This is a genomic window from Arthrobacter humicola (assembly GCF_039531445.1).
GTDB lineage: Bacteria > Actinomycetota > Actinomycetes > Actinomycetales > Micrococcaceae > Arthrobacter > Arthrobacter humicola.
In genome coordinates this window covers 1-26,036 of the sequence record NZ_BAAAQB010000013.1, presented here as the reverse complement: position 1 = coordinate 26,036, position 26,036 = coordinate 1, and the positions used below count along the sequence as shown (strand labels likewise).

Sequence of the window (26,036 nt, the reverse complement as noted above, 5' to 3'; positions counted from 1 at the left end):
CCATCTCCAACCACCTCAAGGGCCAGGCCGTGTGCGATGACCCGATCGACTTCCGGCACGAGGCCATCGTCGGGGCGCGCGTGTGGGGCGACGGCGAGCCCGAAGGCGTCCGCACCCGCGCCGCGGAGGAAATGAAACACACCGCCCGGCTCGCCAAGGCCCTCGGCGTGGACACCGTCGTCGGGTTCACCGGATCCTCCATCTGGCAGTACGTCGCGATGTTCCCGCCCGTGCCGGAAAAGGTGATCGAGGCCGGCTACCAGGACTTCGCCGACCGCTGGAACCCCATCCTGGACGTCTTCGACGACTGCGGGGTCCGCTTCGCCCACGAGGTCCACCCCTCCGAGATCGCCTACGACTACTGGACCACCGTCCGTACCCTCGAGGCGATCGGCCACCGCCCGGCCTTCGGCCTCAACTGGGACCCGTCCCACTTCATGTGGCAGGGCATCGACCCCGTCTCCTTCATCTGGGACTTCAAGGACCGGATCTACCACGTGGACTGCAAGGACACGAAGCTGCGCCCCACCGGCCGGAACACCGTGATGGGCTCGCACCTGCCCTGGGGCGACCCGCGCCGCGGCTGGGACTTCGTCTCCGCCGGCCGCGGGGACGTGCCCTGGGAATCGTCCTTCCGCGCCCTGACCGCGATCGGCTACGACGGCCCCATCTCCGTCGAGTGGGAGGACGCCGGCATGGACCGGCTCCACGGCGCCCCCGAAGCCCTCGCCGCCCTCAAGAAGTTCGACTTCCCGGCCTCGAACACCTCCTTCGACGCCGCCTTCAGCACCAAGGACTAAAGTCATGACCATTCCCCCTCGCGTTTCTGCGGGAGAGGTCTTCCAGCATTTTCGTGGCTCTCCACCGTTGACCCGGGCCCGACTTTCAGCCCTGACAGGCCTTTCGCGCGCCGCCGCAACAGACAAGATGAGAACCTTAGCGTCGCTGGGACTCATCGGACTCACCAAGGAGGCGCCCTCGACGGGTGGCCGGCCATCCGCTCAGTATCGCCTCATGCCGAACGGCGGAGTGGTCATGAGCGTCCTGCTCGGGGCCCGCGAGGCAAAGGTGCAGGCCTTCGACCTGTCGGGGCAGCCGTTGTCTGCTGCGAAGCGCGTGGAAACCGGCCGTGGCGGGTCTGCGGCTATCTTGGATTCCTGCCTGGCTGCGGCGTCTTCACACCTGAATTCCAGAGACCCCATTCCCGTCCAGCTCGTAGCGACGGGCGTTGCCCTGGATGAAGATGCGCCGGATCTGGAATGGCCTGAATATTTTGGTGGCCGCCCGGTCGTCGTCGACTCCGCGCTGGGGGCGATGGCAACAGCCGAGGCCTTGTCGCGAACCCCCCGTCCGCAAATCATGCTCTTCCTGGACGTGGGCAAGACCATTGACTGTGCCGTGCTCGTTCACGGTAGGACGCTGGGGGTTCTCAGGACGTCCAAGGGGGCTTTGGGGCACACGCCCGTGAAGGGCACGTCGGCGAAGAGCACGTCGGTGCTGGCCTGCGCCTGCGGCATTACTAATTGTCTGCAGTCCATCGCAGGAGAAGGGGCAATAATTGCGAGCCTGAGGTCGGACGCTAAAGACAAACCGGACGCGATCAGCGACGCAGTCCGGCGGGCCGATGCGGCTGCAGTCAGTGTCCTGCGACAGGCAGGTCGGCACATAGGTGACACCCTCTTAGGGAGCATCGCCCTCCTTCGACCTGAGCTCATCACTGTCAGAACCCGGTGGCGGGGTGCCACTGACTTGCTGCTGATCGGATTGAAGGAAGCAGTGTACGCCGGCGGCGCACCCGCCGTGACAGAGAATCTGGTCTTGGCGAGTTCCAGGAACAGATCTGCCGCTACCGGGATTGCACTTCGAGCCATGGACGCCGGACTGGCGGTGGAACCAGTGAACCGCTTGCTGTCGGCTCCGCCCAGCCTCAGCGGACAAAGGATCTGTTGGCCAGCACCGCGCAAGTCTACCGACCATCAGCGGGCGCACCTGCTGACCGGCCGCGGATAGAATCTATTGGCGATCGACGACCCGTACAACTCGATCACTCTCTCTGTTGCAGCGACGCGGCACATTGAATCTCGGATTAGCCAGAAGGTCCCAAGCCCATGGAAAACATATCTCGCGGCAACGTCGTTGCCGCCGGTCCGGACAGGGCACCGCAGGACCAGATCAGACGCTACAGTGTTCCAGCCGGGTTGAGCCCCGAAGATAAATTCGAACATTGGCGCAGCTGGTACGGCAGCGCCATTGATGCTCCTGCGCGGTTGGAAAAAACCGAAAAGCTAGTGCGACCGGGTTTCAATCCAACCGCACTGAGCCTGGACGGTCCCGGGTTCAGCCTTGTTGATGTCACGAATGAACCCGCCAGTTGCTACTGGAACGGGGTTCCGAAGCCCAGCGACTGGCTCGTGTATTTCAGGACTTCGTGTGACAAGTTCAGCTTCTCGGGGCGCTCCGAGGCCGTCTCTCCCGGTACAGTCAGGTTCTTTGATCTTTCTTTGCCGGGCAACTTCTATGCGCCAGCCGGCTTAAGCGCGGTGCGGGTGCATTTCGACCGAAGGCTGCTGGGCTTGGACGACAGATCAGTTAAACGGCTGCAGGGGTTGGCCGACATCAGAGAAAACCCGATCATGTGTGGGCTGATTCTTCCAGCCTTGTCCGGCTGGCAGAGGACGGGCCTAGCGCAGGAGATGCAGCGTCTCCAACCGGTCGTCCGGTCGATGATGACGGCCCTGGTCAGTTCGTTGCTCGAGACCCCGGCCGATCCCGGCGACCTTAAGCTGGCCCGCATCGCAGCGATCAAGAAGTTCGTGCGCAAGAACTTCAGAAACCCTGCCCTCACTGTTGACGAGGTCGTGGCCTACTCATTTCTTTCACGCCGCGCCCTTTACTACCTCTTCGAAGATGAAGGGCTCCAGGTGAGCGGACACATCCGCGCCCTGCGGACCTTGGAAGCCCTCGAGCTCCTCGCCGAAGCAACCGCTTGGAAACGCTCTCTGACGGACATAGCGGGCGCCAGCGGGTTCACAAGCCTGCAAGCCATGCGACGTGCCATTAGGGAATCTACGGGTCTCTCGCTTAGGGACGCGCAGGAGAAACCGGAACTTCTGCGGATTCGATCCGCCGAACTGAGAAAACTGACCGAACTGTAGACCGGTCGGACAGCGTCTCGCCTGGCAAGTAGTCCGTGCCACGCTTTCGCCGGTCTTCCCTTCTGCCGCGATATCTGATGCTTCCACCACGACCCGTTTGCTCCGGCTTACCCGCGCCCAGCGCCATCCACAACCTGGGGCGTTCATTTGACGGCCCGTCGGGTGTCTGGCGCTCCCCACCCAAATGTCTAGCCTTCGCATTCCAAGCAGTAAGCGCGGCCGTTCGTTTTGCGGAAGATTTGGGAACGGTGCCGGACCAGAAAGCAGGAGTAGCAGGTGAACTCGTCATCGGCCTGAGGGACAATCTGTACGATCAGTTCCTCGGCGACAAATTCCCAGCCAGCGACGATGGCGTCGGCCATGGCGTCGGCCTCATCCGGTTCACGGACGATGCGGCGTGCAGCCAGGGTGCTCGCGGATTGGAAGGCTTCGAGGAAACCGTTCTGTGCGTCCTTGAGGTCGGAGCGTACTTCGTCGTAGTCGGTTACCACTTACGTAGTTCTCTTTCTGTCGTTCGTATCTGCCCGGGTGGAAACACGGGCCCGCCCCGCGGCACATGCGGCACGTTCGCCGGACCAGCGTCCAATCGAAGGGGACTCTGGACTCTGCCGTCATGGATTTCGGGGGCCCGGGGCCACACTGTGCCCCACGGAGGAGGGTACGAAGCGGGCCCGCTCCTTCCTTTCTTCCCTGTAGATTTTGACGATGCCGTGGCCTTCCCCATGGCCGAGCCGTGAAATTACGATCGGGCCTGCGGACAGGGCGACCCGGAGGATCTCTCCGGTGATCCTCTTCCCCAGCGACAGTGCTTCGATGGATCCGTGCGGGGCATCAAGGAGTGTTCGCGAGCCGAGGCCGGACGCTTCGATGACGAGAAGGCGCCTGGTCGTGAGGACGATGTATCCGGCAGATTCATTCATGTGCCCCATCCCGATAGCTCGGACGGTTTCGTCTCGAGCCAGCGCGCGAACGATGACACGTAACGTGGTTGGTCCTCCCAAGGAGAGTCCTGCCCTCAACGCGGCGTCCTCAAGCCCGTGGTAATACATGACACCCTCGGGCAGCTTGTCCTCGATGCTGGCCAGATGATCGTGGTTGAGCGGGCCGGAATCTGCTGTCCAGGCTACCTCTGCCCCACGCGCGGACGGCCGTACGGTAGCGGTAAGCCTCGCGGCTCGGCGTCGCTTGAGGAGGGAAAATGGTATCTCGATATTAATACTGTCCTCATCGAAGGACGTAGCCCTGAAACCTGATTCAACCGCAGCACCGCGGATGTGGTCCCGGGCGGCGTCTGCACCTGTAAGCATCGTCCAAAGGACGGTTTCGGGAGCTGATGTCATCTGAATACTTTCCGTATAGTCGTGGGAACATTGGTCGGCAGACTGGCCGACTCCGAGGGATCGGCCCTAGGTATCGTCATTTCCACTCGTTGACGACCGGTTCCGCTGTCTCCAATGGGACCAGTCCGCCGGAAGCACAGATGGTCGCCCCAAAAGGTAGCCTTGCCCGGTGTTCAGGCCCAGCTCGGCAACTGTGGCCAGTTCTGCATGGGTTTCGATTCCCTCGGCGACCAGCCTTGCCCCAATTTGTGAGGAGAAACTAACCATCGCCGCGCACAGGGCTCTCTGCTTGGGACTGTTGTCGATTCCCGCCACGATTGTCCGGTCAAGTTTGATCAGTTCTGGGCCGAGCCTAAGGATGTGGCGCATGGACGAGAACCCGGCGCCGACGTCGTCGATAGCTATGCGTAGGCCAGCGCTTCTAAGTGGGGCCAGAGCTGCTGCGAGACGGGCGTAGTCAGCTACGGCTGAGCGCTCGGTCAGCTCCACGACGATTCGCCCGGGTTTCAGACCGGAATTCCTCACGATGTCACTTAGCCTCGGGTCAAGGCATGCCGATGGGGAGAGATTGACGGCGATATAGACGTGGGCAGGAAGATCCGCTGCGGCGAGCATCGCCGTTTCCAGGGCAAGGAATTCGAGTTCGAGGCCACGTCCGATTGAATCCGCCTCGGCGAACCATTGATCTGGAGACCTGAAGGGAGAGCTGACGAAGCGAGTGAGCGCTTCGGCGCCGACAATCTCGCCGGTTCCCAAATGAGAGATGGGCTGAAACGCCGTGATCAGTGCCCGGGTGGCGAACAGGCGATCGAGGCGGGCTGTGATTTCCGGGTTCGCCGGGCTCTGGGCCGTGGAGACGTCCCGCGGCCGCGCGATTCCCTCGAATCCTGATACTCGGCCGTCCGTGTCGGATCGGCGGCGGCCGACGACCTCGACGTTCAGGCTCCGCCCACCCCGTTGGCGGGCGGAAAGCAACAGCCCTTCGCGGCCCGCACGTGCATCTGGTTTCCGGGCGGTCTTGAGTTCAGCAAGGTCGATGATGAGACTGCACGGGCGTCCCACCAGTTCGGAGGGCTCATAGCCTAATAGTTCCCGACTTGCGCGGCTGGAGAAGGTGAACCGACCGTCTGCTCCTACTGCCCACAGCCATTCACGGGTTGTGCTCAGGACTGTGTCCATGAGGCTGGCGGTAGTTGACGCTTCGATCCGATCGCGGTGCTGTTGCCGAATAAGGCGCCAGGCGGCATGAAGGCCGACCGGAAGGAGCAGGATGGAGGCGAGGGCGGACACTCTGGTGGGGACCTCACGGCCGCTCCACGGCTCAAGACCAAACTGGGGAGGCAGGAGTATTGACAGCGTTGATACGAACTCGAGGGACAGAACGGCCAGCAACCATCGACCGCCCGGTGTTGTCCGAGGTTGGCCGTTGTCAGTCGACGCTGGAGACGTGATCGTCGGGCGTCGACAAAGTGATGGTCCCAAGAACGGGTTATGCCGCTGCATCGGTCTTGAGGGCACTGCGCTGATGTATCGCGTCTGGTGACATGCGAGTCTTCTTCTTCTTCTTCCGTGCTCGATTCGGTAGTAGGTCAGCATCGGCAGATGTCGGCCTACGGCAGCCGTGACGCGGCAGGGAATGTCCAGGATCGGGCTGGCCGGACATCGTTCTTGACGACACTGTCTCGGTCTTAGGCGAGATCGCGTTCCTGAGTGATTCCGTAGGGAACGTCCGGGCTCAGATTTACTGTGAACGAGGTCGGTCCATGGCGCGTCACGAGAATTCCGTGTTTGCCTTCCCTGAGGGCCCTTTCTCGAGCAAATTTCTCAGCGGCATCGACGCGTTCGGCGATCAACTGGGGCTCGTCTGCTGTGACGTGATAATTAGGCCCGGTGGCGACGGTGATCATGGGTCGTTCCTGTTCTGATAGCACTCATATGCAGTTCGCTCTCGCGGCCGGCATCCCCCCGGACCGGAGCCACGCATGCGGCACGGAAATGTCTTTATGGGTCGCGGGACGGCCCTCGGCGGCACGAACGGCCCAACCCTTCCGGCCGGAGTTGCCCCGTCGAAAGCTGTGTGACCGCTTTCAAAAATCCTACGGTTGTTGGTCGTGCAAAGAAGTGCGGCTGTGTTCCAAAGTGTGCATTCTTTGATACCGGACCGATCACTTCGTGCAGGAGTCTCGTCAACCGAGTCTGGGGTCGGTGTGCGTCCCTGTGCTCTGGACTCGATCTCAGGGAAGTCTTCCGAGTCCGGGGCCTCTGGTCCCTGCCACTTAGGGATTCTGGTCGCAGACTGGTCGGTCGCCTGACAGCTCGCCACGGAGCCGAGGCGGATGACTCAGAGTTATCCACGGTCGACGGCCGGTCTATCCCCCTTCGGTCCGTCGGCTCAGTCCAGTGCCGCGTGAGCGGGTCCGCGTTGGGGAGTTCTTTTCGAACCTCGGCGGGCAGGATCTCGTAGGACGGGGTGGTCGTTATTGCTGGCGCAGATCAGGATTCCAATGGTTCGTTATGGTGCTGGCCGGAGCACGTCATCGACGAGCGCAGCGAGCCCCGCGAAATGCTGCTGAACCTCGGAGTACTACGCGACTACGGCGCGAGGCATGACAGCAAACACGATCACGCCACGAGAGCGTCGTCCGCCCCGCCCTTCGCCCATAACCACTCGAACCCAGCGATCACCGAGAACCGGCCGACGGCGCATGGCCTCCGAGGCTACTCCAGCAAGTGAAGCAGTGGCGTTCGCCGGTCTCGAATACGCCGCCCCACCAGTAGTTGGCGTAAATCGGTGCCTCCGCTTGTCGGCGTTGAGGACCAGCACCGCCGCGGTTGCTTTACCAGTCCTGATGTTCGCGGGTCAGCCCGAAGGGCACGGTCTCACTTAGGTCGACCGTGAAGGAGCTTTAGTCGTACCGCGTGACAAGAATGCCTTGGCGCCCTTCGACCATCGCCTGCGTCTTGGCGATGGTCACGGCTTGGTCGAGCTGGCGTTCCATGCTGGCACGGTCGGTCACACTGACTGCGATTGGGAGGTCAATGGTGGTTCTCACGGGTCTATCCTCCTTGTGTTTTCGATTGTGGTGCGCTCAAGAGCTGCCACTGGTTCCTCACTCACTCCCACGTACCGGCGGCCGCCGAAGAGTTTGAGGTGAAAAGAGGGCCCCGCACTCTGGGTAGCTTGTCGCGGCGGTGCGACTGTGCACCATGTTTGTATGTGTGTTGAACTCCCTAGCCGAAGTCGTCTGGGTCGTCGCCGGTCCGTCTCCCGCTTTCAAGGGATCGGATCACGGCGTGGTCATTGGCATCTAGCTGGAAATCAAAGATATCGATGTTCTCTTTGATCCTGGCGGGAGTAACGGATTTCGGAATCACTACGTTGCCGATTTCCACATGCCATCGAAGGACCACCTGGACCAGGCTTCTGGAATGCTTCCGTGCGATCGCCTCGAGCTTGGCGTTTCCGAGAACTGTGCCTCGACCGAGAGGTGACCAGGCCTGAGTGAGCACGTTGTGCTCGGCGTTGAACTGACGCAGTCGCTCGTTTTGGAAGCCGGGGTGTACTTCAATCTGGTTGACGACGGGCCTGACGGAGGTCTCCGTGAAGAGGCGGGATAGGTGGTGTGGTTGGAAGTTTGACACTCCAATCGATTTAGCCCGTCCTTCAGCAAGAATCTTTTCCAACGTCTGCCATGTCTCCACGTACCTGTCTTGCTGTGGATGAGGCCAGTGAATCAGGTAAAGATCGACGTAGTCCAGACCGAGAGCGGCCAGGCTCCGTTCAAATGCCGCTACTGCAGTTTCGGAGCCGTGGCTATCACCCCAGATTTTCGTCGTGACGTGGACTTCGTCGCGAGGCACACCCGAGCGTCGGATCCCCTCGCCGACTCCCGGCTCGTTTGCGTAGAACGCAGCGGTATCGATGCTGCGGTAGCCGAGTCCCAGTGCGCTCTCGATTGTTGCGGCCGCCACCTCGTTTCCGGTGCCGTCGACGCCCAGTCCAATTTGAGGAATGGTTTGCCCGTTATTCTGGTGCAGCCGCGGCAGCTGTTTGGTCAAAACGGAACCTCCTGGGGTTCTCCAATGGTTCTTACTCGGTGTTGGTCCCATCTCCACACCTGCGGTCCGGCCTTGAGGCGGCCTTCGCAGGAACTGAAGTCAGTGCAGACCAACTCCGAACCAAGCGTCCATGTCTGGACAGTTGCGGAGTAGTATCCAAAATCGCTATCGCGCCATACACGGAGATTCGAAAATACCCGCGTGGACTTGTCCGGTCCCTGCGGATACTGAAAGGGAAATTCCGACATGCCTGCTGAACCAGGTGTGAAGCATTCGTTATCCATACATGGGGAAGCGACTCCGAGTAGCTCGCGGAGCAGACCGCAGTCACCGGCATCTGCGGCGGAGCACCACAGCGACAACAGATTTTCCACGTGGTGCCTGAGCGTGGCCATTCCGCTCAGATTCAGCTCCATGCACACCGGAATGGGACCGAACTTCGCTGCCCGTACATTTACTTCAGGAGTGTGTTCGTTCAGTCCTGCCCATGAGGGGTGGCGGCGCTCAGGACCGTGCTCCCCCACGTGGAATTCGCTGCCTGTCACAGGCTTCGGAATCACCGCCTTGCTGGGCAGATTCATCATTACTTTTCTCCTGTCGTGCCGGCGAGGTGGCACCCGTTCAAAGCAGTCGGATTGATACCGACCGCGGCCAGCACCTTCCGTCGAATCGTGAACACGCGACCGCCGGCAGCTCCGAAGAAAAGGCGCATTGTCCTCAGAATCGGCCGGCGGCACGGAGCGCTCCCCCGCTAGAGGGTCAACGCGTATTCCTTAGCCCACGGGGGTCGGACGTCCTGGTCAAGTTCGACAACGATTGGCTTAGCGTCCGTTAGAGTCCACTCGGGAAGAAACACGCGTTCCCCGCCGCGCATCGCAGATTCGTGGGAGAGGATGCCGGAGCACGTGATGTTCGCGGCCTGGACGGCGTTCGGGAATGCAGCTGCCTCGCCAAGGACAGCTTGCAGCAGACGGTCGGCCAGATGGGGGTGAGAGCCTCCGTGGCCTCCTCCCTGAACGAAGGAGCGGTGTTCCGATTCGCCCCCGGCCGTATATACCCCGGCTGTTGTGAAATGTCGAATCGGTTCGGGGAGACGGTCGGCGAAGTCGGGGACCGTGATATGTTCGGGCTTTTCGCCGAGGTAGAGAACGTGGGCTGCGTCTTCTGTCTGCGCCCATTCGAAAGAGCGGATGGACCCGTATACGTCAAAACTTTCGCGGTATTCGCGAGCCACGGCCCAAAGATGCCTTGTCACTTCTGCGCCGGTATCGCTATTAAGGAATTTGATGTGCGTGGATTCGATGGCAAACGGAGAACCGTATTGAGCCTTCATCCGGTCGAAGACGCTGCCCGAACCCAGGCACTGGACGTACTCGGCTTGGTTTCCGCCTAGCCCAAGGGTGGGTCCGATGGCGTGAGTGCCGTTATACATGGGTGGCATGCCATCCCAGTAGGATGGCCAGCCTGTCATGTCCTGATGGTGGGAGGCGCGAAGGAACTGGACTTTCCCGAGGGCTCCCGTCCGGTAGAGCTCCTGGAGGTAAAGGAATTCCCTGCTGTAGAGGGTGGTCTCCATCATCATGTACGTCAGCCCGGTCCGCTGTTGGGCGTCGACAATGCGCTTGCAGTCCTCCACGGAAGTGGCCATAGGTATGGTGCAGCCGACATGCTTTCCGGCTTCCAGGGCTGCGACCACCTGATCGGCGTGCAGCTGGAGAGGAGTGTTGATGTGGATGACGTCGATGTTGGGATCGGCCAGCATTTTGTCGTAGTCGGTGTATCTGACCTCGACGCCGTACTGGTCCCCGACCTCGTTCAATTTGGATTCGGTGCGCTGGCAGATCGCGTACATTTCAGCGTTCGGGTGCTGCTGATAAATGGGGATGAATTCGGCGCCGAATTCCAGGCCGACGATGCCGACTTTGAGGACCTTTGAAGATGACACAGCGTGCCCCTTTCTGATGTTATGAGTGGTTATTTCTTGCTCTCGCCAGCGTCCACGGTCATTTCCAGACCGGTGACCAGGCGTGCTTCGTCGGACAGCAGCCACAGGACGGCCGCGGTGGTATCCGCGACTTCCAGATCGGTGTTGATCAACTGCCCGGCGCGGAAGCCCGCCAACAGTTGTTCCCGGGGGATATGGTTTAGTTCCACCATCGCCGTCGTCATCTCCGTGTTGATGCCCCCGGGAAGGACGGTGTTGCAGCGGATGCCGTATTCCCCCAGCTCCTGGGCCAGTGAAGTGCTCAAGCCTCGCAGGGCCATCTTCGCGGCGACGTAGTGGGCCAGCTGCGGGACTGCCTTCAGGCCAACCCCGGAGCTGATCAGCACCAGGGCCGAACCCGCTCCGCGCTCGATCAGATGCGGCACGGTCGCCTTGCAGGTGTAGAAGACTCCCGTGAGATTGATGTCGATCATCGTTTGCCAGTTCTCGACGGGCAACTCCCACGTGCGGTGGAACCCGTCAGTGATGCCAGCGTTGGCAATGACAAAATCGAGCCCGCCTAGCCGGGCGGCGGTGTCTCCCGCCGCCCAGGCAAGACGGTCATAGTCGCGCACGTCTACTTCGAAGGACACGCAACGCCGGCCTAGAGCGAGGACGTCTTCCCGGGTCTGTTTCAGGTCCGCGCTGGTGGCGGTGTTGTAATCCGGATCGTTCACCTGGCCCGCGGATCCTAGATCCACCAGGGCGATATCGGCCCCCTCACGTGCCAAGCGCAGAGCATGGCTCCGGCCCTGCCCGCGTGCCCCGCCCGTGACAAACGCCACCTTGCCGGCGAACCTGGGCGGAGCGGACGGATCCACGGGCCCGGCGGAGAGGTCATGATGCACGGAGGAGCCCCGTGTCCGCGCCGTCCACGCCCAGCTTCTTGAGCAGGTGTTCCGCGCTGAAGTACGCCAACGCCTGGATGGTCTGGTTCGGGTTGTAGCCGCCATAGCTGACGAACTGGCCGCCGCCAATGGCGTACAACCCCTCGCACTCGTGGACCTGGCCATAGATGTCTGTCACAGACCTGGCGGGATCCTCGCCCATCCGGTGAACCCCGACGTCGTGCGTTGAGAGGTGATAAGGGGGCCGGGGCGAATCCATCCAGTAATCCTTCGCCCCCATCTCGCGGGCGATTTTCTCCTTGTAGCGGCCCATCAGCGTGACCGAATTCGCGTCGTGATCATCCCAGTCATGGGTGATGCGCAGCGCCGGCTGGCCCCAGCGGTCCTTGATGGTCGGATCCAGGTCGGCATAATGGCGCGCGTACGGGAAGTTCGTGGTCTGGGAGTACATACGGTGCATGTGCGTGTAGTTGTCCCGCAGCCAGTGCTTGAGGTTCAGGCCCCACTTGTGGGTCCGGGGATCCATGTTGTGGTAGGCCTCGATGGGCTGAAGGTCCCCGACGACGCTGATGATGGGAGATCCCCAGAGGACTCCCAGATCATTGTCCGGGACAAGTTCGGACGTAAAGTCATCCACCGCGCTGGAGGCGTTGAACGTGCCCAGGAACGGGTTGGTCAGCTCGGGAAGGATGGAAGTGAACCAGCCGAAGTTGTGGGTCATGAAGTGCTGGCCCACCTGACCGTTGCTATTGATGTCCGAGAGCAGCAGCAGACGGACGTTCTCCAGGGAATAGGCCGTGAGGATGACCGTGTCGGCAGTCGCCTCCCGGTACACGCCTGTGCTGTCGAGGTAGCTCACGCCGGTGGCGCGCTTGCCGTCGGCGGTCCGGTTGATCCGCAGAACCCGGCTCAGGGGCCGGAGGTCCAGGTTGCCGGTGGCCTTGGCGGCCGGCACCGACGTGACCTGCGTGGTGGACTTAGCCTTGACGTGGCACGGGTAGCCGTGGCAGAAGCCGCAGTTCACGCAAGCGGGGCGCCCCTTGTATTCCTGCGAATTGATGGCCAGCGGCTGGCGGAAAGGGTGCAGGCCCAGCCGCTTGGTCGCCGCGACGAAGGGTACGTCCCCGGGTCCCTGCGTGACCGGCGGCATCGGGTAGTCCCTGCTGCGCGGCGGTTCGAACGGGTTACCGCCCTCGGGGATCACCCCGCCGGTGTTGCCCAGCCCGGAGATGCCCTGCTCGTATTCCACCCGGTCGTAGTACGGCTCCAGGTCAGCGTAGCTGATGGGCCAGTCCGCCAGTGTGGAGCCCTCCGGCAGCGCCTGGGCGCCGAAACGTTCAGCGATGGCGCTCTTCATCCGGAAGTCGGCTTCCCGGAACCTGTAGGCGGCGGCGCCCCAGTGCAGGGTCCCGCCACCGGTTCCAATGGACGGCAGGCCGTACAGGGGCTCATCGTTGCCCAAGGCACCGGCGGACCACGGAAGGACGCGGGCCGTCTCGCTGTCGGAGGCACGCCAGGTCACCGGGTCCACGTTCACGCCCGCGACGATGGCGCCCCGCTGGTAGTACCTGATTTCGTCCTGCTTGATGGCGAAATCTTCCTCGGTGTAGTCCTGGCCCTTGTCCAGGCCAAGCACCTTCAGGCCGGCTTTGGTCAGTTGCTCGGCCAGGATTCCACCTGTGGACCCCATGCCTACGATGATGGCGTCGAAGTTCTCGCTCATTGTGCTCCTCCAATACGGGAGTAAAGATCCTTGATGGTCAGCATCGGAATGGTCCGGGTGTCGAAGTCCGGAGCCATCTGCTCGGCCGTGTACCCCCACTGGGCCCCGGGAAAACCGACCAGTTCCCAGCCGACCAGCTCCCGGTTTCCGCCGTAGGCCGGGTCGCCGAAGAATCCCTGCACCGTGTGTTCGCGGACGATGCGGAAGAACTGGCCTGCAAAGTCCGAAGGATCCCTTTCGCTCAGCTCAGCCAGCTGGCGGACGATCTCTTCCTGCTGCCCGTCGGCCAGTTCGTGGAACCGTCCCTCGGTAATGCCCGCCGTGAACTCCGCCAATGCGATCAGACCGCTGCGGTACAGGGACTGCAGCTCCCGGAGGAATCCGGCCAGAGCCTTATCGATGTATTCCGTTACTCCTGCCTCGCTGGCCCCCGGCGAGCCGGGCTCGGACGGGATGATCTGGCCCACAAGGGCGTCAATCACTGCTGCTTCCTCGCGGTTGAGGAACATCAGGGGAAAGTCGAGCACAAACTTCGACGCCATCTACGTCGCCCTCCTATACCTGCGCGCCCAGGCGCAGCTTCTTGCGTTCCTCCACGAGCGGGCGTAGGAAGTCGATGCCTGACCGCGCGTCCTCGTCCGGCTCAATCCCGCGCTGGTGGAAGCCGGTTTCCATCGTCAGGTACCCATCAAACTTGATGTCCAGCATGGCGTCGACCAAGGCCGGCCAGTCACCGATGCCCTTGCCCGGAGGCAGCCGGTCGTTGTCAGAGATGTGGATGTGCTTCAGGTTGTCGCCCATCTTGTAGACGTAGTCCGTGTTGACCTCGCGGCGGTACATGACGTGGAAGGTGTCGAACATGAGTTTGACGTTGTCCCGGTTGACGTCTTCCATCAGTTCGATGGCGTCGTCGGCGCTTTCACAGAGGTTTGTGTCGTGCGAGGTGGGCTCAATGACCAGGGTGACGCCCGTGTGCGCGATCCGGTCGGCGATCTCGGTGAGGCATTCACGGGTCCATGCCCAGGCCTGCCTGCGGCTGGTGCCGAAGATCATCCAGCCGGGCAGGTAGATCAAGGTCTTGCCGCCCCACTGGGCGGTGAGTTCGGCCAGCTCGACGTAGTGCTCGATGGTGGCGCGGCGTTCCTCGATGTACGGCGACGCAGGGTTGTTTCCGGGTCCGCCCGAAGGGGCAGGCAGCATGCTGGAAAGCGACAGGCCGTGTTCGTCGAGGAGGTCTTTGATCTGGGCCCGCCGTTCGGCTCCAAGGTAGGCCGGGTAGGCGTGCGGGGCTGCACCGCCGATCTCGATGCCGTCGTAGCCCAGTTTGGCGATCCGTTTGATGGTCTCCTCGAGGGTGTAGGAGGGGACCCAGACAAAGAAGCTCGAGTAGGCCCAGGTGTTGTAAGAGATTTTCATGATTTTCCTTTTGACTTGATGGGGGTCTACTGGGGGGCCTTGCCGACGTACTGGTCGACGTTCTTCCCATCGATGAGGGTGGAGTCGAGCTTGATGCGGGCATCGACGGGCTCGCCGGAGCAGAGCTTGGCGGCGGCGATGACCGATTCCTTGACCACGAGCGGGTAGCCTACGGTGGCCGCGTAGCTTCCGTCCTTGACGAGGTCCAGGGCTTCAGCCTCGCCGTCGATGCCAAAGACCTTGATTTCGCCTTGGCGCCCTGCTTCCTTGATTGCCTGGATGGCACCGAAGGCCATTTGGTCGTTGTGGGCGTACACGGCCTGGATCTTGCCGACGCCGAAACGCTGCAGGAGGTCTTCCATGACCTTCAGGCCCGTGGCCCGGTCGTAGTTGGCTGTCTGGGACGCGATGATCTCCACCTTCGACCCTTCCAGGCCCTTGCGGAATCCTTCGGCACGGGCGATCGTCGGCGAGGCTCCGAGACTTCCGGACAGTTCTACGACGCTTCCGGTTCCGCCGAGAGCCGCGGCTACGGCCTTCCCGTCGACAAGGCCGGCTTCGGCGTTGTCGGAGCCAATGTAGGTGGAAACGTCTGCGTTAACCTGGCGGTCGGCGGCGATTACCTTGATGCCGGCGGCGGTGGCCTGTTTCGCAACTCCGGCGAGGGCGTTGGCGTCCTGGGGCGAGAGGATGAGGACCTTGATGCCTTGGGCGATCATTTCTGAGACCTGGTTGGACTGGTTGGTCGCATCTCCGCGTCCGTCGCTGACTGTGACGTTCATGTTCGGGAAGAAGGCTTTCGCGAATTCAGGAATCTGTTGGGTTGACTTCGCTCCGTAAGGGAAGGAGGCACTGCTCCAGGAGACGCCGACTTTGCAATTGACTCCGGCCGGATCGGCCTTTAGTTCGAGCTGGGTTTTGCAGGTATCCCCGCAGTAGATACTTGGTGCCAGTTTGTTGCCGACTGTTTCGTTCGACGACGTGGCACCGGCCGGTGCGGTACAGGCGGAGGCAAACAGGGCAACGGCGAGGCCCACGGTGGCCATGCCAAGAACAGACCGTGTGTGGCGCTTTGAGGCGTGCATCACTGCATTCTCACTTTCAGGTTGGTGGTTAAAGGTCTTGTGGCGGTTGGGGGTTTTGCTCAGTTGAACGGGGTGCGTTCGACCAACGTCGAAGGGTGTTCGTCGTGCCGGGGTGTTGACTCACTTGCCGGGGCGACCATGATGGTCGCGTGTTGGCTGGTCGCTGCCTTGGGGGCATCTGTGCGTCGCTCTTTGAATCGCCGGACGGTTGCTTTTGCTGCAACGAGGACGGCGATTACGATGACGGCACCCTTGACGATCTGCTGGTCGAAGGGTGATATCCCGAGGAGATTCATTACGTTGGAAAGTATGGCCAGCAGGATGGCGCCGAAGACTGTTCCTACGGCGCCGCCGATGCCACCCATCAAGCTGGTCCCGCCGATCACGACGGCGGTAATGGCATCGAGGTTGGACAGGCTGCCGGCCGTCGGGTCCCCGACACCCAGGCGGGCCGCGGTCATGACGCCGGCCAGGCCTGCACAAAGGCCGCTGATGGAGTAGGCGAGCACAATCGTGCGGGTGGTCCGGACGCCTGAGAGCCGTGCGGCTTCCATGCTGCCGCCGATGGCGTAGATGTATCGTCCGAAGGCAAGGTAGCGCAGGACAAGAATGCCGGCGATCGCGATCAGCAGGAAAACAATGAAGGGCCCCGGGATGCCGAGGAAGCTCCCGCTTCCGATGAAGTTGAAGAACGGTTCGCGGTTCGAGAACTGTTTCGGGCCCCCATCCGTGAAGCGCAGCGAAAGGCCCTGGATAGCGACCATCGTGGCCAGTGTCATGATGAACGGCTGCACCTTGAGGACTGCAACGCCAATTCCATTCACAATGCCAGCTGCTACTCCGACGAGTATGCCGGCGATGATGGCCAGCGGAACGATCAGCCCATTGTTTATCAGCATTGCTGTCGTGACGCCGGACAAAGCAAGGATGGAACCTACCGAGAGGTCGATGCCGCCAGTGAGGATGACGAATGTCATCCCGACAGCAATTATCCCGACGATGGCGGACTGGCGCCCGACGTTGAGCATGTTGCTGGGCTGGAAGAAGGAAGGCACCATCACCGCTACAGCGGCCACTACGACCAACAGGATGAGGATCGACAGCCAGTTATTGCGCAGTTTCAGGGACAGCCTGTTGAGCCCGGTTCCCGGTCGCGTTTGGGTTGACACTACTATTTACCTCCAACGGCGTAAAACATGATTTGTTCTTCGGTAGCTGTTGCGCCTTCGAGCTCGGCCGCGACCTCGCCGTGATACATCACGAGAATGCGGTTGCTGAGCGCCAGGACCTCGGGCAGTTCCGAGGAGATCACGATGATGGCCAGGCCTTGGCGGCACAGTTCGTGGATCAGTTCGTAGATTTCCTGCTTCGCCCCTATATCGATGCCGCGGGTTGGCTCATCGAGGATCAGCACGTCCACCCCCGCCTCCAGCCACTTCGCGAGAACGACTTTCTGCTGATTTCCGCCTGACAGTGTGGCAACGGGGGAAGCAACGTCTGCGAGTTTGATGCGAAGTTTCTCCACGTAACTCCGGGCCAGCTTCCGGTCCCGGCCTGGGGAGACTCCGGTCCTGCGATTCTTGAGCATGCTGACAAGGGGGATATTCATGGCCGTCGACAACGCCGTAAACAGGCCTTGGGTTTTACGCTCTTCCGGGACCAAGCCGATTCCGGCGTCGATGGCCTCAAGCGGCCTTCCCCCTTTGAGCCTGCGGCCGTTGACGAGGACTTCACCGCTTGTGTAGGGGTCGGCTCCGTAGATAGCCCTGGCCAGTTCCGTACGTCCTGCGCCCCGCAGGCCTGCGACCCCCACGACCTCTCCGGACCGGACATGGAAGGAGATGTCGTTCAATACTCCTTCGCGGGAAAGTTTGTTGACCTCTAGAGCCGTCGCTCCGAGTACTGCCGAAACCTCGCGCACCCCTCGGGTGAAGTTTCTGCCCACCATCTTGGAAACGAGGTCGTCGTGATCGGTCTCTGAGATCTTTCCGGCCCCGGTCAGCCTTCCGTCCTTCAGGACGATGTAGCGGTCGGCTAGGTCGAAGACCTCTTCCAACCGGTGAGACACGAAGATGATGCTAACGCCGCGTTCCTTTAGCCCATGGATCAGCTGCAGCAGATGATCCACATCGTCGCCCCCGAGCACTGCGGTCGGCTCATCCAGAATCAGAACCTGGGCATTGCGGTGCAGCGACTTGGCAATCTCAAGCATCTGCTTTTCCGCCACGCTCAACTGACGCACCTTACGGTCGACGTCGACGTTCAGTCCAAGGCCTCCCAGAAAATCCCGCGCTTCGCGCTTAGCGGCCTTCCAGTCGATTACGCCCTTGCGGGGGTATGCCCCGAACACCAGGTTTTCCGCCACTGTGAGGTCCGGGAAAAGATTCAACTCCTGATAGACCGTGGCGATCCCGTGGGCTTCGGAGTCCTTGGGGCCGTGAATCTGAACCGGTCTGCCGTTGATGGTGACCTCGCCGGAATCCGGCTGGTGCGCTCCGGACAAGATCCGGATAAGCGTCGACTTTCCGGCCCCGTTTTCTCCGATCAACGCCAGTACCTGACCGGGGTGGAGTTCGAAGCTGACATCCTCCAACGCCTGAACCCCAAGGAAGTGCTTGGAAAGGTTTTTCACCTCGAGACGGGCTCCCATTTATGCCTCCATGCATCGCTGGCCTCCGTAGACTTCTGTGTCTACCGCTGAATTAGCCAATGCAGTTACTCTAAGAGAGCTACTCAACAAGAAAAATGTGCCTGATTTATTATTTTTTCTACATAAATATGGCCATCGAATGCAAGGAGCATCATGGGTTCGCTGTGGACGGAAGTCGGGCTACTGCATCAGGAACAAAATCTGGCTCCTGACGCAGTAGTCGCACGAAGTGTTGTCGCGCGGCTCATCGCGGACGGCAGCGACACCACTCGCACGGACCTCGTGAAAGCGACAGGGCTGGCCCGGTCCACCGTCGAAAATCACCTCAGTGTCCTGCTCGATCACGATCTGATTGAAGACGCTGGCCTTGGACCCCAAAGCAGCAGAGGGCGTCCGGCGCAGGCGTTCAGGGTCAGTGCAGGCAAGGGTGTCATCCTGGTTGCGGACGTGTCCACCCGGACGACGAGACTGGCGGTCACAACGCTGGACAAGCAGATTGTCGCAAGGGATGAGCTCTCCATGTCCGTCGACGACGGTCCGGACCAGCATCTGGGTGCTATCCATAAGGCGTTCGAATCGATGCTCGCCAATAACGCGCTGACCGGGAAGGATGCCCTCGTCATTTCCATCGGGCTGCCGGGCCCCGTCGATGCCAAACTTGGTATGGCCGTCCGCCCTCCGCTCATGCCCGGCTGGGATGGAGTCGGCGTCTGCGGCTACTTTGCTCAACGCTTCGGCTGCGACGTCATCGTCGACAACGACGTAAATCTAATGGCCCTAGGAGAAGCTCGCTCCTACCGCGGACAGTTCCTGCCCTTACTGATGATCAGCATCGGCACAGGCATAGGCGGTGGGTTCGTCAGCGAGAGCGGGCTTCTGCTGCATGGGGCCGATGGCGCAGCCGCCGACATCGGGCACAATAAGGTCTCCGACATGCGGGATTCGCTCTGTCGCTGCGGAAACCACGGATGCCTCGAAGCAGTTGCATCGCTCGGCGCTATGGCGGAACGGGTCTCAAGACTCCGCAATACGCAAGTGAGCGAAGGAGCACTCATCGATCTGCTCGTACGGGGGGATCCCACGACTGTGAGCGTGGTGCGAGAAAGCGCCACAATAGTCGGGCAGGCAGTTGCGGACCTGGTCAATTTCTGCAACCCGGCCCGCATCGTGTTGGCGGGTGCGATTACGCAGTGTACGGAAGACGTCCTTGCCCAAATTAGAAGCGTTGTTTACCAACAGGCCCAGCCACTTGCCACCCGCAATCTCTCACTGGTGCACAGCGAGCTCGGAAACGACGCCGGCCTCATAGGGGGAATGATCTCCGGCATCGAACAAGTGCTGTCCCCGCGCGGGATCGCTTACCACACACGGCCCGCGGACTCGACGATGCAGCCGCTTGGACTTTAGCTGGCGCCTCCCCAATCATCGTGGTGATTCCTGAGGTCCCAATGGGCGCAGACGGTTTCTCCAGGCAGCCACGGACCGGGAATGATTATGAAGGAAGACCGCACGCTCGCCCGAGTGGAAAGCTCCACGCCACAGGTTGCCCGTATCCGACAGCACCTTCGACGGCCACACTGCAAAGCCAGTCGGGTAGGCGAAGCCAGCCGCTGGCAACGTTCCGCACGTCTTTCTCGCGTTGGCTCGGCTCTTGATCTTGATGAGGGAGAAACCGGCATCCAGCGCGCGCCTGGCCTCGCCTGCCATCTCCTCTTCGGCGCCTGCACCGGCAACCCAGCCTTGTTCTGACGCTTCGGCATTCTTCCCCCCGAGCAGCTGGTATACGGGTACGTTGGGAACTTTGCCCTTGAGGTCGTGCAGGGCAAAGCCCACGAGGGCCTTTGACTGATTGTTGTCGCGGACGAAGGTATCCATCTGGCCCACAATCTTCTCAATGTTCAGGGGGTCCTGGGCGATGAATAACTGTGGGGCGATGTACTGACCGATCATCGCCATGATGGAATCCTGGGTCTCTCAGCGGTACCAGGTTGGTTTCGTCGGCGTCGCCGATTCTTACGTAGCCGTCTTCACTGAAGATCTTGAGAAGGACGCTATGGATGTGGGTAAATTCCGTACCCGGCATGTGGAATGCGCGCTTCAGCGGGGTGGAGACAGGGACAGGTTCGATGCTGGTGATTTTCATATCGTCTGCCTACCGTCGTGTGATGGTGGTGGCCAGCAGGGTGGCGCCGGCAGCGTCGAGGTCGGCGAAGTCCTCTACTCCGTAGCTCGGGAGTGCACGGATGCCGGCGTGCGTGTCAGCTTTGCGACAGGGCCCGCGACGGTCGTCTGCCCGCCCGTGCCGGGGTGCTCGACTGTCGGTAGCATTCCCGGGAGGCGAAGTGTGGATCGTGGAAGATGTCCTCAGCGTTGAAGATCGGTCCCAGGGGAACCTGACCGCCCAGGAGCCCTATCAGCTCAGCCACTGTGACTCACTAGGGACGGTGGGCGCCCCCAGTGCGACCAACTGTGCAGGTGCCAACCAAGAGTTCGCTGCCGATAGGCAGGCAGCCCTCGCAAAACTCATCGCCCAAATTGACGGTTCGTCAGCCGCTAGGCCGTGGTTGACTTTGAGGGCGCCCTGTGATGGCCTCAAACGCCCTGTGATCGCCTCAAAAAGGAAGGCTGTGCCTGACCTATCGGCCTTGTCCTCCGTGGTCGCGAAATGACCCCTCTCGACCCTTCTCGACATTACGCATGGCGCGGGCACGTTCCTGCGGCGAGAATGCAACTGGGCCGCTGAGCGCCTTGGGCGGGACCGCTCCGGCTTGCACTCCAAGGTTCTCTAAGGCCGGCTCCACAGCGCCCGCAGCCTGGTTCAGTCCGGACGGGAATTCAGGCTCCTTCGCCCGACGGGCCGCCTAACCTTGTTGATCCCGACGATGGCGTGGACCCGGGCTGGTCCGGGTGAAAACGACTTCGGACATCCCGTGCAGACGACTTCTGAGGCTGACACCGGTCCCCACCCGATGCTTGAGTACATGACGAGAGTTTCCCAAGAATCGGCTGCCGACGGGAATGACCAGGGGGACTTTATCCCAAGTCACCGCTAGTCATGCAGTTCCAAGCGCACCCGGCCATGAAGGAGTACACAGCAACACCGCTGTCCAAGTCACGAGAAAGAGCCGCCAGACCGCAACGGCCGCCAACAAAAATGGGCCCCGCAGGGGCCCATAAAGGGAGATTCGTACACACTCAGAGGCCCACAGGCCCCTGAACAGGGAAAACACGTGCCCGAGGTGGGACTCGAACTGCATTCCCTCCCCCGCAAACACTGGGGTCCCCAGGAAACATGCGGAATCCGGCCCGATCCGACCCACATACGACGCAGTCCGAAGCCTAGAGTGTGTACTTCGTACACACCCGGAAATCAGCCAGTTCAACTCATTGCGGCCACCAGCGGCACCCACATCGCAGGGCTGCGCTCTTCTTTGTGCTGACAAAATCCGTCTCCCTTGAAATCAGGATGATCACCATGATCACGGGAGATTTGTTGGGCGGTGACGGGTAATCCGTGTCAGGCGACTACTGGGACTAATGGGGTGCTGGCAGCGGCCTTCAGGGTGAACCCCTCGGTTTCTGCCTGGTCGCGGGTGATGCCCGTGCCGGCGGCGAGTAGTTTGCGGGCAGCCATATGGTCCGCGGGCACGTTGACCGATTCCACAGCCGTGAGGACGCCGTCCCTGAAGCAGAGGACGGAGAACTTTGCTGCCGCCTGATCACCCAGGACCAGCATGTCATCATCGGATCGTGCGAGCCCTACCATCTGCAGCCGGTATGGGCCCTGTGTGGACCAGAACCAAGGCAGCTCCGTGTAGGGGTGTTCAGCCCCTAGGATCGTGCGTGCGGCATGACGGGCCTGATCGGTGGCATTCTGGACCGACTCCAGACGCAGACGGACTTGGGCGTGCGCTAGGAAAACTAGCGCAGTCGCCAATCGCCAGAACGGCAGGGTCCGCTGTGCGCAGCGTTTCATCGACAACGATGCCGTTGCTGGTTTCGAGGCCAGCGTCCGAGGCCAGGGTGTCGTTGGGCTGCACGCCGATGCCTACGAGGACCAGATCAGCAGGATAGGAAGCCCCTGTGGTGGACACTGCGGCTCCGACACGGTCGTCCGCGCCGGGCTCGAAGCGGTCAATGCCTTCGCCAAGTCGCAGGTCGACGCCTTGTGAGCGGTGGGCGGCTGCGAACCACTCACCCATGACGGGGGTCAGGGCACGTCCCATCGGGCGAAGCGCGAATTCCAGTACGGTCACGTCGCATCCGTGGGCCAGGGCGGCGGCGGCGAATTCCAGTCCGATGAATCCGGCACCGATGATGACGATGTTGCGGGCGGTGGGCAGCGCCGCGTGCAGCGCCTCTGCATCTATCAGGGTTCTCAGTCCATGGATGCCGGGCAGGGATGCGCCCGGGCAGTTCAGCATCCTGTTTCGGGCGCCGGTCGCGAAGACGAGGTGGTCGTAGTCGAGTGAACCTTCGGTGAGCTTGACCTTCCGTTTCGCCCGGTCGATGGCGAGTGCCTGGACGCCTTCATGGAGTGTGACGCTCTTGTCCTCAAAAAAAGACGCGCCGCGTAGTGGCAAGGGATCCGGCTCCTGGGCCGGGGCCAGGTAGTCCTTGGACAGCGGCGGGCGCTGGTAGGGCAGTCCGGATTCCTCTGCGATCACGTGGATCGTGCCTTCGTACCCCTCGGTCCTCAAGGTATCGGCGACCTGCAGGCCGGCCTGTCCGCCGCCAATGATGACAACGCTCATGTCTTGGCCCCGCTTCTAGAGTTGGCCGGCAGGGATGTCGACGACAATCTCTGACAGTTCTGCGTCGATTTTGATCTGGCAGGCCAGACGTGAGCTGTCCATCCGCTCCGCGGTGGCGCAGTCGAGCATTTCGTCTTCGGCGTCGCTGATCTCGGGCAGCGCCTCGGCATATTCCGGCCGTACGTAGACGTGGCATGTGGCGCACATGGCCTGCCCGCCGCATTCGCCGATAATGCCCTCGATGCCGTTGCTAACGGCGGCGCGCATCAGTGTTGTCCCCCTCTGGACCTGGAGGGTTTGCTGGGTGCCGTTTGGCTGGGTGTAGGTGACGGTAGGCATCGTTGCTCCTTGGTATTTGGTGGTGCTCTTAGTTCCAGGTGACGGGCAGGCTGGTCAGGCCGCGGAAGACCCAGCCGTCCCAGCTTTCATTCCGCCGTTCGTCTACGCGCAGCCCTGGAAAGCGCTTGTAGGCCATCGGTACAGCAATCTGACCGATGGAGGTCTTTGCGGCCCAGTGCCCGGCGCAGAGGTGGACGCCGCTGCCGAAAGCTAGGTGAGGGCGCTTTGGCCGGTGGATATCAAAGTCTGCTGCAGAGTCTCCGAAGTGTGCGGCGTCGTGGTTGGCGGATGCAACGACCACGCCGATACCGGCGCCGGCGGGGATCCGGACCCCTTCGAGGACGGTTTCCCGCGTCGTTTCGCGCGGGTACATCCCGATCGGCGATTGCCACCTGACAGCTTCGTCAAACACCGTCGCCCACAACGAGGGGTCGGCGAGGACCTGCGCGCGCTGTTCATCGTGGTTGCTGAGGGCCCAGACCATGTTGGTGACCATGTGCTGGGGCTCGTTCATTCCGCCGGAGATGGTCAGCTTGACGTTGGCCGTGACGTTCGAGGTTGGCAGCCCGCTGTTTGCGAACGCGGACACCATCGAGGCATCCGGCTTCTGCCGGTAGTAGGGGATCAACTCCTCGAGCAAGAGGTCGGCTTCCGCGGTCGAGGAGTCACACCGGTCCCAGATCGACTGATCGTCCAGGACGTTGCCCATGCCAGCGATGAAGTCGTGGGACCAGCGGCGTACCTGCTCGACCGAAACATCCTTCAGCCCCAGCAGGTCAATGAGGTTTTGCGAGGCCACGGGCGCGGCATAGTCCCGGTTCAGGTCCGCCTCCTCCGGCCCGATCTCGGCGACTTTCTCAAGGTAGGTTTCGGCGTTGCGCTCAAAAACCGGGCCCCAGACTTCCTTGATGGACTTGGGACGAAGAACAGGATTTACCGGTGCCCGGTCTGCCGAGTGCTCCGGATCATCCTTGCGGAGCATCGGCCGGGCGCCGATGGCCCGGGTCATCGTTGCGCCGGAGACGTTGGCGCTGAAGATCTCCTGATCCTGTTCCACCGTGTGGCAACCGGCGTAGTTAGTGACGAGGAACTTATTAAGCTGCGGAACCCAGGCGACCGGCGACTCTGCCCGCAGCCGGGCAAAGGTCGGGTAGGGATCCGATCCAAGTTCAGCCACGTCAACCCAGTCCGCCACGGGGTAGTCGGCGGCGCCCTGCGAAGCGGTGGTACGAGCTTGATCGCTACTGCCGCGCACTGAGGCCGTGTCATCGCTTCGGGTCGCCGAGTTCCCGCGGAAGGGGCACTGTCCGGCTTGTGTCGTCATTGTTGTCTTACTCCTACTGGCACGTCGTTGTGTAGCCGGTCCTGCTGGCACTTCCTTGTGTAATCAGTGTCACAGGCAACCTTTCTCTAGTAAACTGCGAATATCAGCGGAAGTATTTCGATTCTTTAGGAGAAGTGATATTCGTGCCGAAATTCACGTTTCGTCAGCTCGAACTCTTCGCCGCGCTGCCGGAACACACCACCTTGGGATCCGCGGCACAACAGCTCCACATCTCCGAATCCGCGCTCTCGCATGCCATCAGCGAGCTGGAGGCAGCGTTGGGGGAACAACTGTGCATCCGGAGGAAGGCCAGGGGCATGCACCTGACGCCGACTGGGCGCCACTTCGCGAAGCGGGCCAGGGAACTGCTTCGAGAGGCTAGTGCACTGGCAGACGGATTGGGTGAGATCCGCGGCGAACTGAAGGGGCCGGTTTCGTTGGGCTGCTATACGGGCTTGGCAAGCAACGTCCTGCCCGCCGTGCTTGAAGGCATGGCAAGCCTGCACCCCAAAGTCGAAATCAGCATCACGGTAGGAGACCACGCCGACCTGTTGCCGGCACTTGAAGATGGAACCCTGGACACAGTCATCGTCTACGACATTGGCTTGCCAGCGGACGTTGAGCGCAGGGTCATCTACAAGACCGAAGTCATGGCCGTTCTGGGGGCCAACGATTCACTTGCTGAAGAAGACGACGTGGATCTCGCGGATCTGTCGACCAAGCCACTCATCATGCTCAACACGGCCCCAAGCACGGAATATACACAGTTGATGTTCGCTCAGCGTGGGCTCAAGCCAAACGTGGGGGCAATAGTCCCGCAAATCGATCTTGTCCGGGCCATGGTCGGGCGGGGGCTCGGCTATAGCCTCCTGATGTCGCGGCCCAACCAGATCCCGGTTTCCAGCGAGGGCAAGGGACTCGTGACCCGGCACCTTCGCCCCCGCGCCGGCCAGACCTCCGTCGTTGCGGTCTGGCCAAAAGAAACGATGCTGACTGCCCGGGCACTGGCTGTCATCCAATATGCAGTCGAGGTCCTGGACGCCATTGAACCCGAATAGCGACCTCCGGGTGCCAGAAAATCAAGACCAAGGGTCTGCGCCCCAACAGTGCTCGCCGGTCTGCTCCTAGGTCAGGCTGCGTTACGTGCTGGCACTCGAATCGACGCATGGCTAACGGCCACCTGGTTCCGGAAGCACGAACGCTCTCTTACCAGGCGGACCGCTCCCGAGATTCCCCGAACGGCACTTCTTCACTGAGTTCTGATATGTAGTTCTGGTTGTCAAGAGGCATAGATGAGCGGCTCCTGGGATTTGGTTCCGGGGCCGCTCATCTGGTGCCTGCCGGTCCGTGGTGAAGGGT

The 26,036-nt window shown here is 61.5% G+C and carries 25 protein-coding genes; 5 read left to right on the top strand and 20 right to left on the bottom strand.

Annotated elements, in window-relative coordinates; all coding sequences use genetic code 11:
• The 3 genes from ABD243_RS05955 to ABD243_RS05945 form a co-directional block, all read left to right on the top strand.
• Window positions 1-800, top strand: an 800-nt coding sequence (locus tag ABD243_RS05955; protein WP_344363202.1) for a sugar phosphate isomerase/epimerase family protein, incomplete at its 5' end; no start/stop codon positions are given.
• Between the two features lie 4 nt (window positions 801-804).
• Window positions 805-2,010: an ROK family protein gene (locus tag ABD243_RS05950; protein ID WP_344363200.1), complete on the top strand. Its 1,206-nt coding sequence runs from the start codon at window positions 805-807 to the stop codon at window positions 2,008-2,010.
• A 98-nt stretch (window positions 2,011-2,108) separates the two neighbouring features.
• Window positions 2,109-3,155 (top strand): helix-turn-helix domain-containing protein, encoded by a 1,047-nt coding sequence (locus ABD243_RS05945; RefSeq protein WP_344363197.1) that lies wholly within the window; start codon window positions 2,109-2,111, stop codon window positions 3,153-3,155.
• 188 nt (window positions 3,156-3,343) lie between these two features.
• Here the strand turns inward: ABD243_RS05945 and ABD243_RS05940 are convergent, their stop codons facing one another.
• From ABD243_RS05940 to ABD243_RS05870, 15 genes are all read right to left on the bottom strand, one after another.
• The gene (locus ABD243_RS05940) at window positions 3,344-3,646 is read right to left on the bottom strand and encodes a DUF4193 family protein (protein ID WP_344363194.1); all 303 of its coding nucleotides are present in this window, start codon (window positions 3,644-3,646) and stop codon (window positions 3,344-3,346) included.
• Between the two features lie 120 nt (window positions 3,647-3,766).
• Window positions 3,767-4,495: a hypothetical protein gene (locus ABD243_RS05935; protein WP_344363191.1), complete on the bottom strand. Its 729-nt coding sequence runs from the start codon at window positions 4,493-4,495 to the stop codon at window positions 3,767-3,769.
• A 66-nt stretch (window positions 4,496-4,561) separates the two neighbouring features.
• On the bottom strand, window positions 4,562-5,785 hold the full coding sequence (locus tag ABD243_RS05930; protein ID WP_344363189.1) for a sensor domain-containing phosphodiesterase: 1,224 nt from the start codon (window positions 5,783-5,785) through the stop codon (window positions 4,562-4,564).
• A 398-nt stretch (window positions 5,786-6,183) separates the two neighbouring features.
• Window positions 6,184-6,402, bottom strand: a complete 219-nt coding sequence (locus tag ABD243_RS05925; protein ID WP_344363187.1) for a hypothetical protein — start codon at window positions 6,400-6,402, stop codon at window positions 6,184-6,186.
• Between the two features lie 999 nt (window positions 6,403-7,401).
• The gene (locus ABD243_RS05920) at window positions 7,402-7,548 is read right to left on the bottom strand and encodes a hypothetical protein (protein WP_344363184.1); all 147 of its coding nucleotides are present in this window, start codon (window positions 7,546-7,548) and stop codon (window positions 7,402-7,404) included.
• Window positions 7,549-7,726: 178 nt separating this feature from the next.
• Entirely contained in the window at window positions 7,727-8,554 is an 828-nt protein-coding gene (locus ABD243_RS05915; protein ID WP_344363182.1) for an aldo/keto reductase, read from the bottom strand.
• Window positions 8,551-9,138, bottom strand: a complete 588-nt coding sequence (locus ABD243_RS05910; RefSeq protein ID WP_344363180.1) for a hypothetical protein — start codon at window positions 9,136-9,138, stop codon at window positions 8,551-8,553. The genes ABD243_RS05915 and ABD243_RS05910 overlap by 4 nt, the downstream gene beginning before the upstream one ends.
• A gap of 167 nt (window positions 9,139-9,305) precedes the next feature.
• Entirely contained in the window at window positions 9,306-10,499 is a 1,194-nt protein-coding gene (locus tag ABD243_RS05905; RefSeq protein ID WP_344363178.1) for a Gfo/Idh/MocA family protein, read from the bottom strand.
• Window positions 10,500-10,528: 29 nt separating this feature from the next.
• The gene (locus ABD243_RS05900; RefSeq protein ID WP_344363175.1) at window positions 10,529-11,491 is read right to left on the bottom strand and encodes a mycofactocin-coupled SDR family oxidoreductase; all 963 of its coding nucleotides are present in this window, start codon (window positions 11,489-11,491) and stop codon (window positions 10,529-10,531) included.
• The gene (locus ABD243_RS05895; RefSeq protein ID WP_344363173.1) at window positions 11,376-13,109 is read right to left on the bottom strand and encodes a GMC family oxidoreductase; all 1,734 of its coding nucleotides are present in this window, start codon (window positions 13,107-13,109) and stop codon (window positions 11,376-11,378) included. Before ABD243_RS05895 ends, ABD243_RS05900 begins: the two co-directional genes overlap by 116 nt.
• Entirely contained in the window at window positions 13,106-13,651 is a 546-nt protein-coding gene (locus ABD243_RS05890; RefSeq protein WP_344363172.1) for a gluconate 2-dehydrogenase subunit 3 family protein, read from the bottom strand. Before ABD243_RS05890 ends, ABD243_RS05895 begins: the two co-directional genes overlap by 4 nt.
• 13 nt (window positions 13,652-13,664) lie before the next feature.
• Window positions 13,665-14,525: a sugar phosphate isomerase/epimerase family protein gene (locus ABD243_RS05885; protein ID WP_344363170.1), complete on the bottom strand. Its 861-nt coding sequence runs from the start codon at window positions 14,523-14,525 to the stop codon at window positions 13,665-13,667.
• A gap of 26 nt (window positions 14,526-14,551) precedes the next feature.
• Window positions 14,552-15,610, bottom strand: a complete 1,059-nt coding sequence (locus ABD243_RS05880; protein ID WP_344363167.1) for a substrate-binding domain-containing protein — start codon at window positions 15,608-15,610, stop codon at window positions 14,552-14,554.
• A gap of 59 nt (window positions 15,611-15,669) precedes the next feature.
• The gene (locus tag ABD243_RS05875; RefSeq protein ID WP_344363164.1) at window positions 15,670-16,779 is read right to left on the bottom strand and encodes an ABC transporter permease; all 1,110 of its coding nucleotides are present in this window, start codon (window positions 16,777-16,779) and stop codon (window positions 15,670-15,672) included.
• Window positions 16,780-16,781: 2 nt separating this feature from the next.
• Window positions 16,782-18,260: a sugar ABC transporter ATP-binding protein gene (locus ABD243_RS05870; protein WP_344363162.1), complete on the bottom strand. Its 1,479-nt coding sequence runs from the start codon at window positions 18,258-18,260 to the stop codon at window positions 16,782-16,784.
• 153 nt (window positions 18,261-18,413) lie between these two features.
• On the opposite strand from ABD243_RS05870, the gene ABD243_RS05865 reads away from it, so the two are divergent.
• Window positions 18,414-19,667, top strand: a complete 1,254-nt coding sequence (locus ABD243_RS05865) for an ROK family transcriptional regulator (RefSeq protein ID WP_344363159.1) — start codon at window positions 18,414-18,416, stop codon at window positions 19,665-19,667.
• 15 nt (window positions 19,668-19,682) lie between these two features.
• On the opposite strand, the gene ABD243_RS05860 is transcribed toward ABD243_RS05865, so the two are convergent.
• From ABD243_RS05860 to ABD243_RS05840, 5 genes are all read right to left on the bottom strand, one after another.
• The gene (locus tag ABD243_RS05860) at window positions 19,683-20,216 is read right to left on the bottom strand and encodes a hypothetical protein (RefSeq protein ID WP_344363156.1); all 534 of its coding nucleotides are present in this window, start codon (window positions 20,214-20,216) and stop codon (window positions 19,683-19,685) included.
• Window positions 20,217-21,777: 1,561 nt separating this feature from the next.
• Window positions 21,778-22,026, bottom strand: coding sequence for an oxidoreductase C-terminal domain-containing protein (locus tag ABD243_RS05855; protein WP_344363154.1), 249 nt, complete (start codon window positions 22,024-22,026; stop codon window positions 21,778-21,780).
• A gap of 58 nt (window positions 22,027-22,084) precedes the next feature.
• Entirely contained in the window at window positions 22,085-23,014 is a 930-nt protein-coding gene (locus ABD243_RS05850; protein ID WP_344363152.1) for an NAD(P)/FAD-dependent oxidoreductase, read from the bottom strand.
• Window positions 23,015-23,029: 15 nt separating this feature from the next.
• On the bottom strand, window positions 23,030-23,353 hold the full coding sequence (locus ABD243_RS05845) for a 2Fe-2S iron-sulfur cluster-binding protein (protein WP_344363150.1): 324 nt from the start codon (window positions 23,351-23,353) through the stop codon (window positions 23,030-23,032).
• A gap of 28 nt (window positions 23,354-23,381) precedes the next feature.
• Window positions 23,382-24,530, bottom strand: a complete 1,149-nt coding sequence (locus ABD243_RS05840) for a cytochrome P450 (protein ID WP_344363148.1) — start codon at window positions 24,528-24,530, stop codon at window positions 23,382-23,384.
• A gap of 290 nt (window positions 24,531-24,820) precedes the next feature.
• On the opposite strand from ABD243_RS05840, the gene ABD243_RS05835 reads away from it, so the two are divergent.
• Window positions 24,821-25,735: a LysR substrate-binding domain-containing protein gene (locus ABD243_RS05835; RefSeq protein ID WP_344363146.1), complete on the top strand. Its 915-nt coding sequence runs from the start codon at window positions 24,821-24,823 to the stop codon at window positions 25,733-25,735.
• Window positions 25,736-26,036: the final 301 nt, after the last annotated feature.

What these genes read in the sequence shown, in the direction of transcription:
- ABD243_RS05855 (WP_344363154.1), bottom strand. Translation starts at nt 22,026, where the DNA reads ATGGTAGGGCTCGCACGATCCGATGATGACATGCTGGTCCTGGGTGAT.
- ABD243_RS05910 (WP_344363180.1), bottom strand. Translation starts at nt 9,138, where the DNA reads ATGATGAATCTGCCCAGCAAGGCGGTGATTCCGAAGCCTGTGACAGGC.
- ABD243_RS05880 (WP_344363167.1), bottom strand. Translation starts at nt 15,610, where the DNA reads ATGCACGCCTCAAAGCGCCACACACGGTCTGTTCTTGGCATGGCCACC.
- ABD243_RS05925 (WP_344363187.1), bottom strand. Translation starts at nt 6,402, where the DNA reads ATGATCACCGTCGCCACCGGGCCTAATTATCACGTCACAGCAGACGAG.
- ABD243_RS05950 (WP_344363200.1), top strand. Translation starts at nt 805, where the DNA reads ATGACCATTCCCCCTCGCGTTTCTGCGGGAGAGGTCTTCCAGCATTTT.
- ABD243_RS05850 (WP_344363152.1), bottom strand. Translation starts at nt 23,014, where the DNA reads ATGAGCGTTGTCATCATTGGCGGCGGACAGGCCGGCCTGCAGGTCGCC.
- ABD243_RS05900 (WP_344363175.1), bottom strand. Translation starts at nt 11,491, where the DNA reads ATGGCGGCTACAACCCGAACCAGACCATCCAGGCGTTGGCGTACTTCA.
- ABD243_RS05860 (WP_344363156.1), bottom strand. Translation starts at nt 20,216, where the DNA reads ATGGCGATGATCGGTCAGTACATCGCCCCACAGTTATTCATCGCCCAG.
- ABD243_RS05885 (WP_344363170.1), bottom strand. Translation starts at nt 14,525, where the DNA reads ATGAAAATCTCTTACAACACCTGGGCCTACTCGAGCTTCTTTGTCTGG.
- ABD243_RS05865 (WP_344363159.1), top strand. Translation starts at nt 18,414, where the DNA reads ATGGGTTCGCTGTGGACGGAAGTCGGGCTACTGCATCAGGAACAAAAT.
- ABD243_RS05895 (WP_344363173.1), bottom strand. Translation starts at nt 13,109, where the DNA reads ATGAGCGAGAACTTCGACGCCATCATCGTAGGCATGGGGTCCACAGGT.
- ABD243_RS05935 (WP_344363191.1), bottom strand. Translation starts at nt 4,495, where the DNA reads ATGACATCAGCTCCCGAAACCGTCCTTTGGACGATGCTTACAGGTGCA.
- ABD243_RS05870 (WP_344363162.1), bottom strand. Translation starts at nt 18,260, where the DNA reads ATGGGAGCCCGTCTCGAGGTGAAAAACCTTTCCAAGCACTTCCTTGGG.
- ABD243_RS05945 (WP_344363197.1), top strand. Translation starts at nt 2,109, where the DNA reads ATGGAAAACATATCTCGCGGCAACGTCGTTGCCGCCGGTCCGGACAGG.
- ABD243_RS05845 (WP_344363150.1), bottom strand. Translation starts at nt 23,353, where the DNA reads ATGCCTACCGTCACCTACACCCAGCCAAACGGCACCCAGCAAACCCTC.
- ABD243_RS05890 (WP_344363172.1), bottom strand. Translation starts at nt 13,651, where the DNA reads ATGGCGTCGAAGTTTGTGCTCGACTTTCCCCTGATGTTCCTCAACCGC.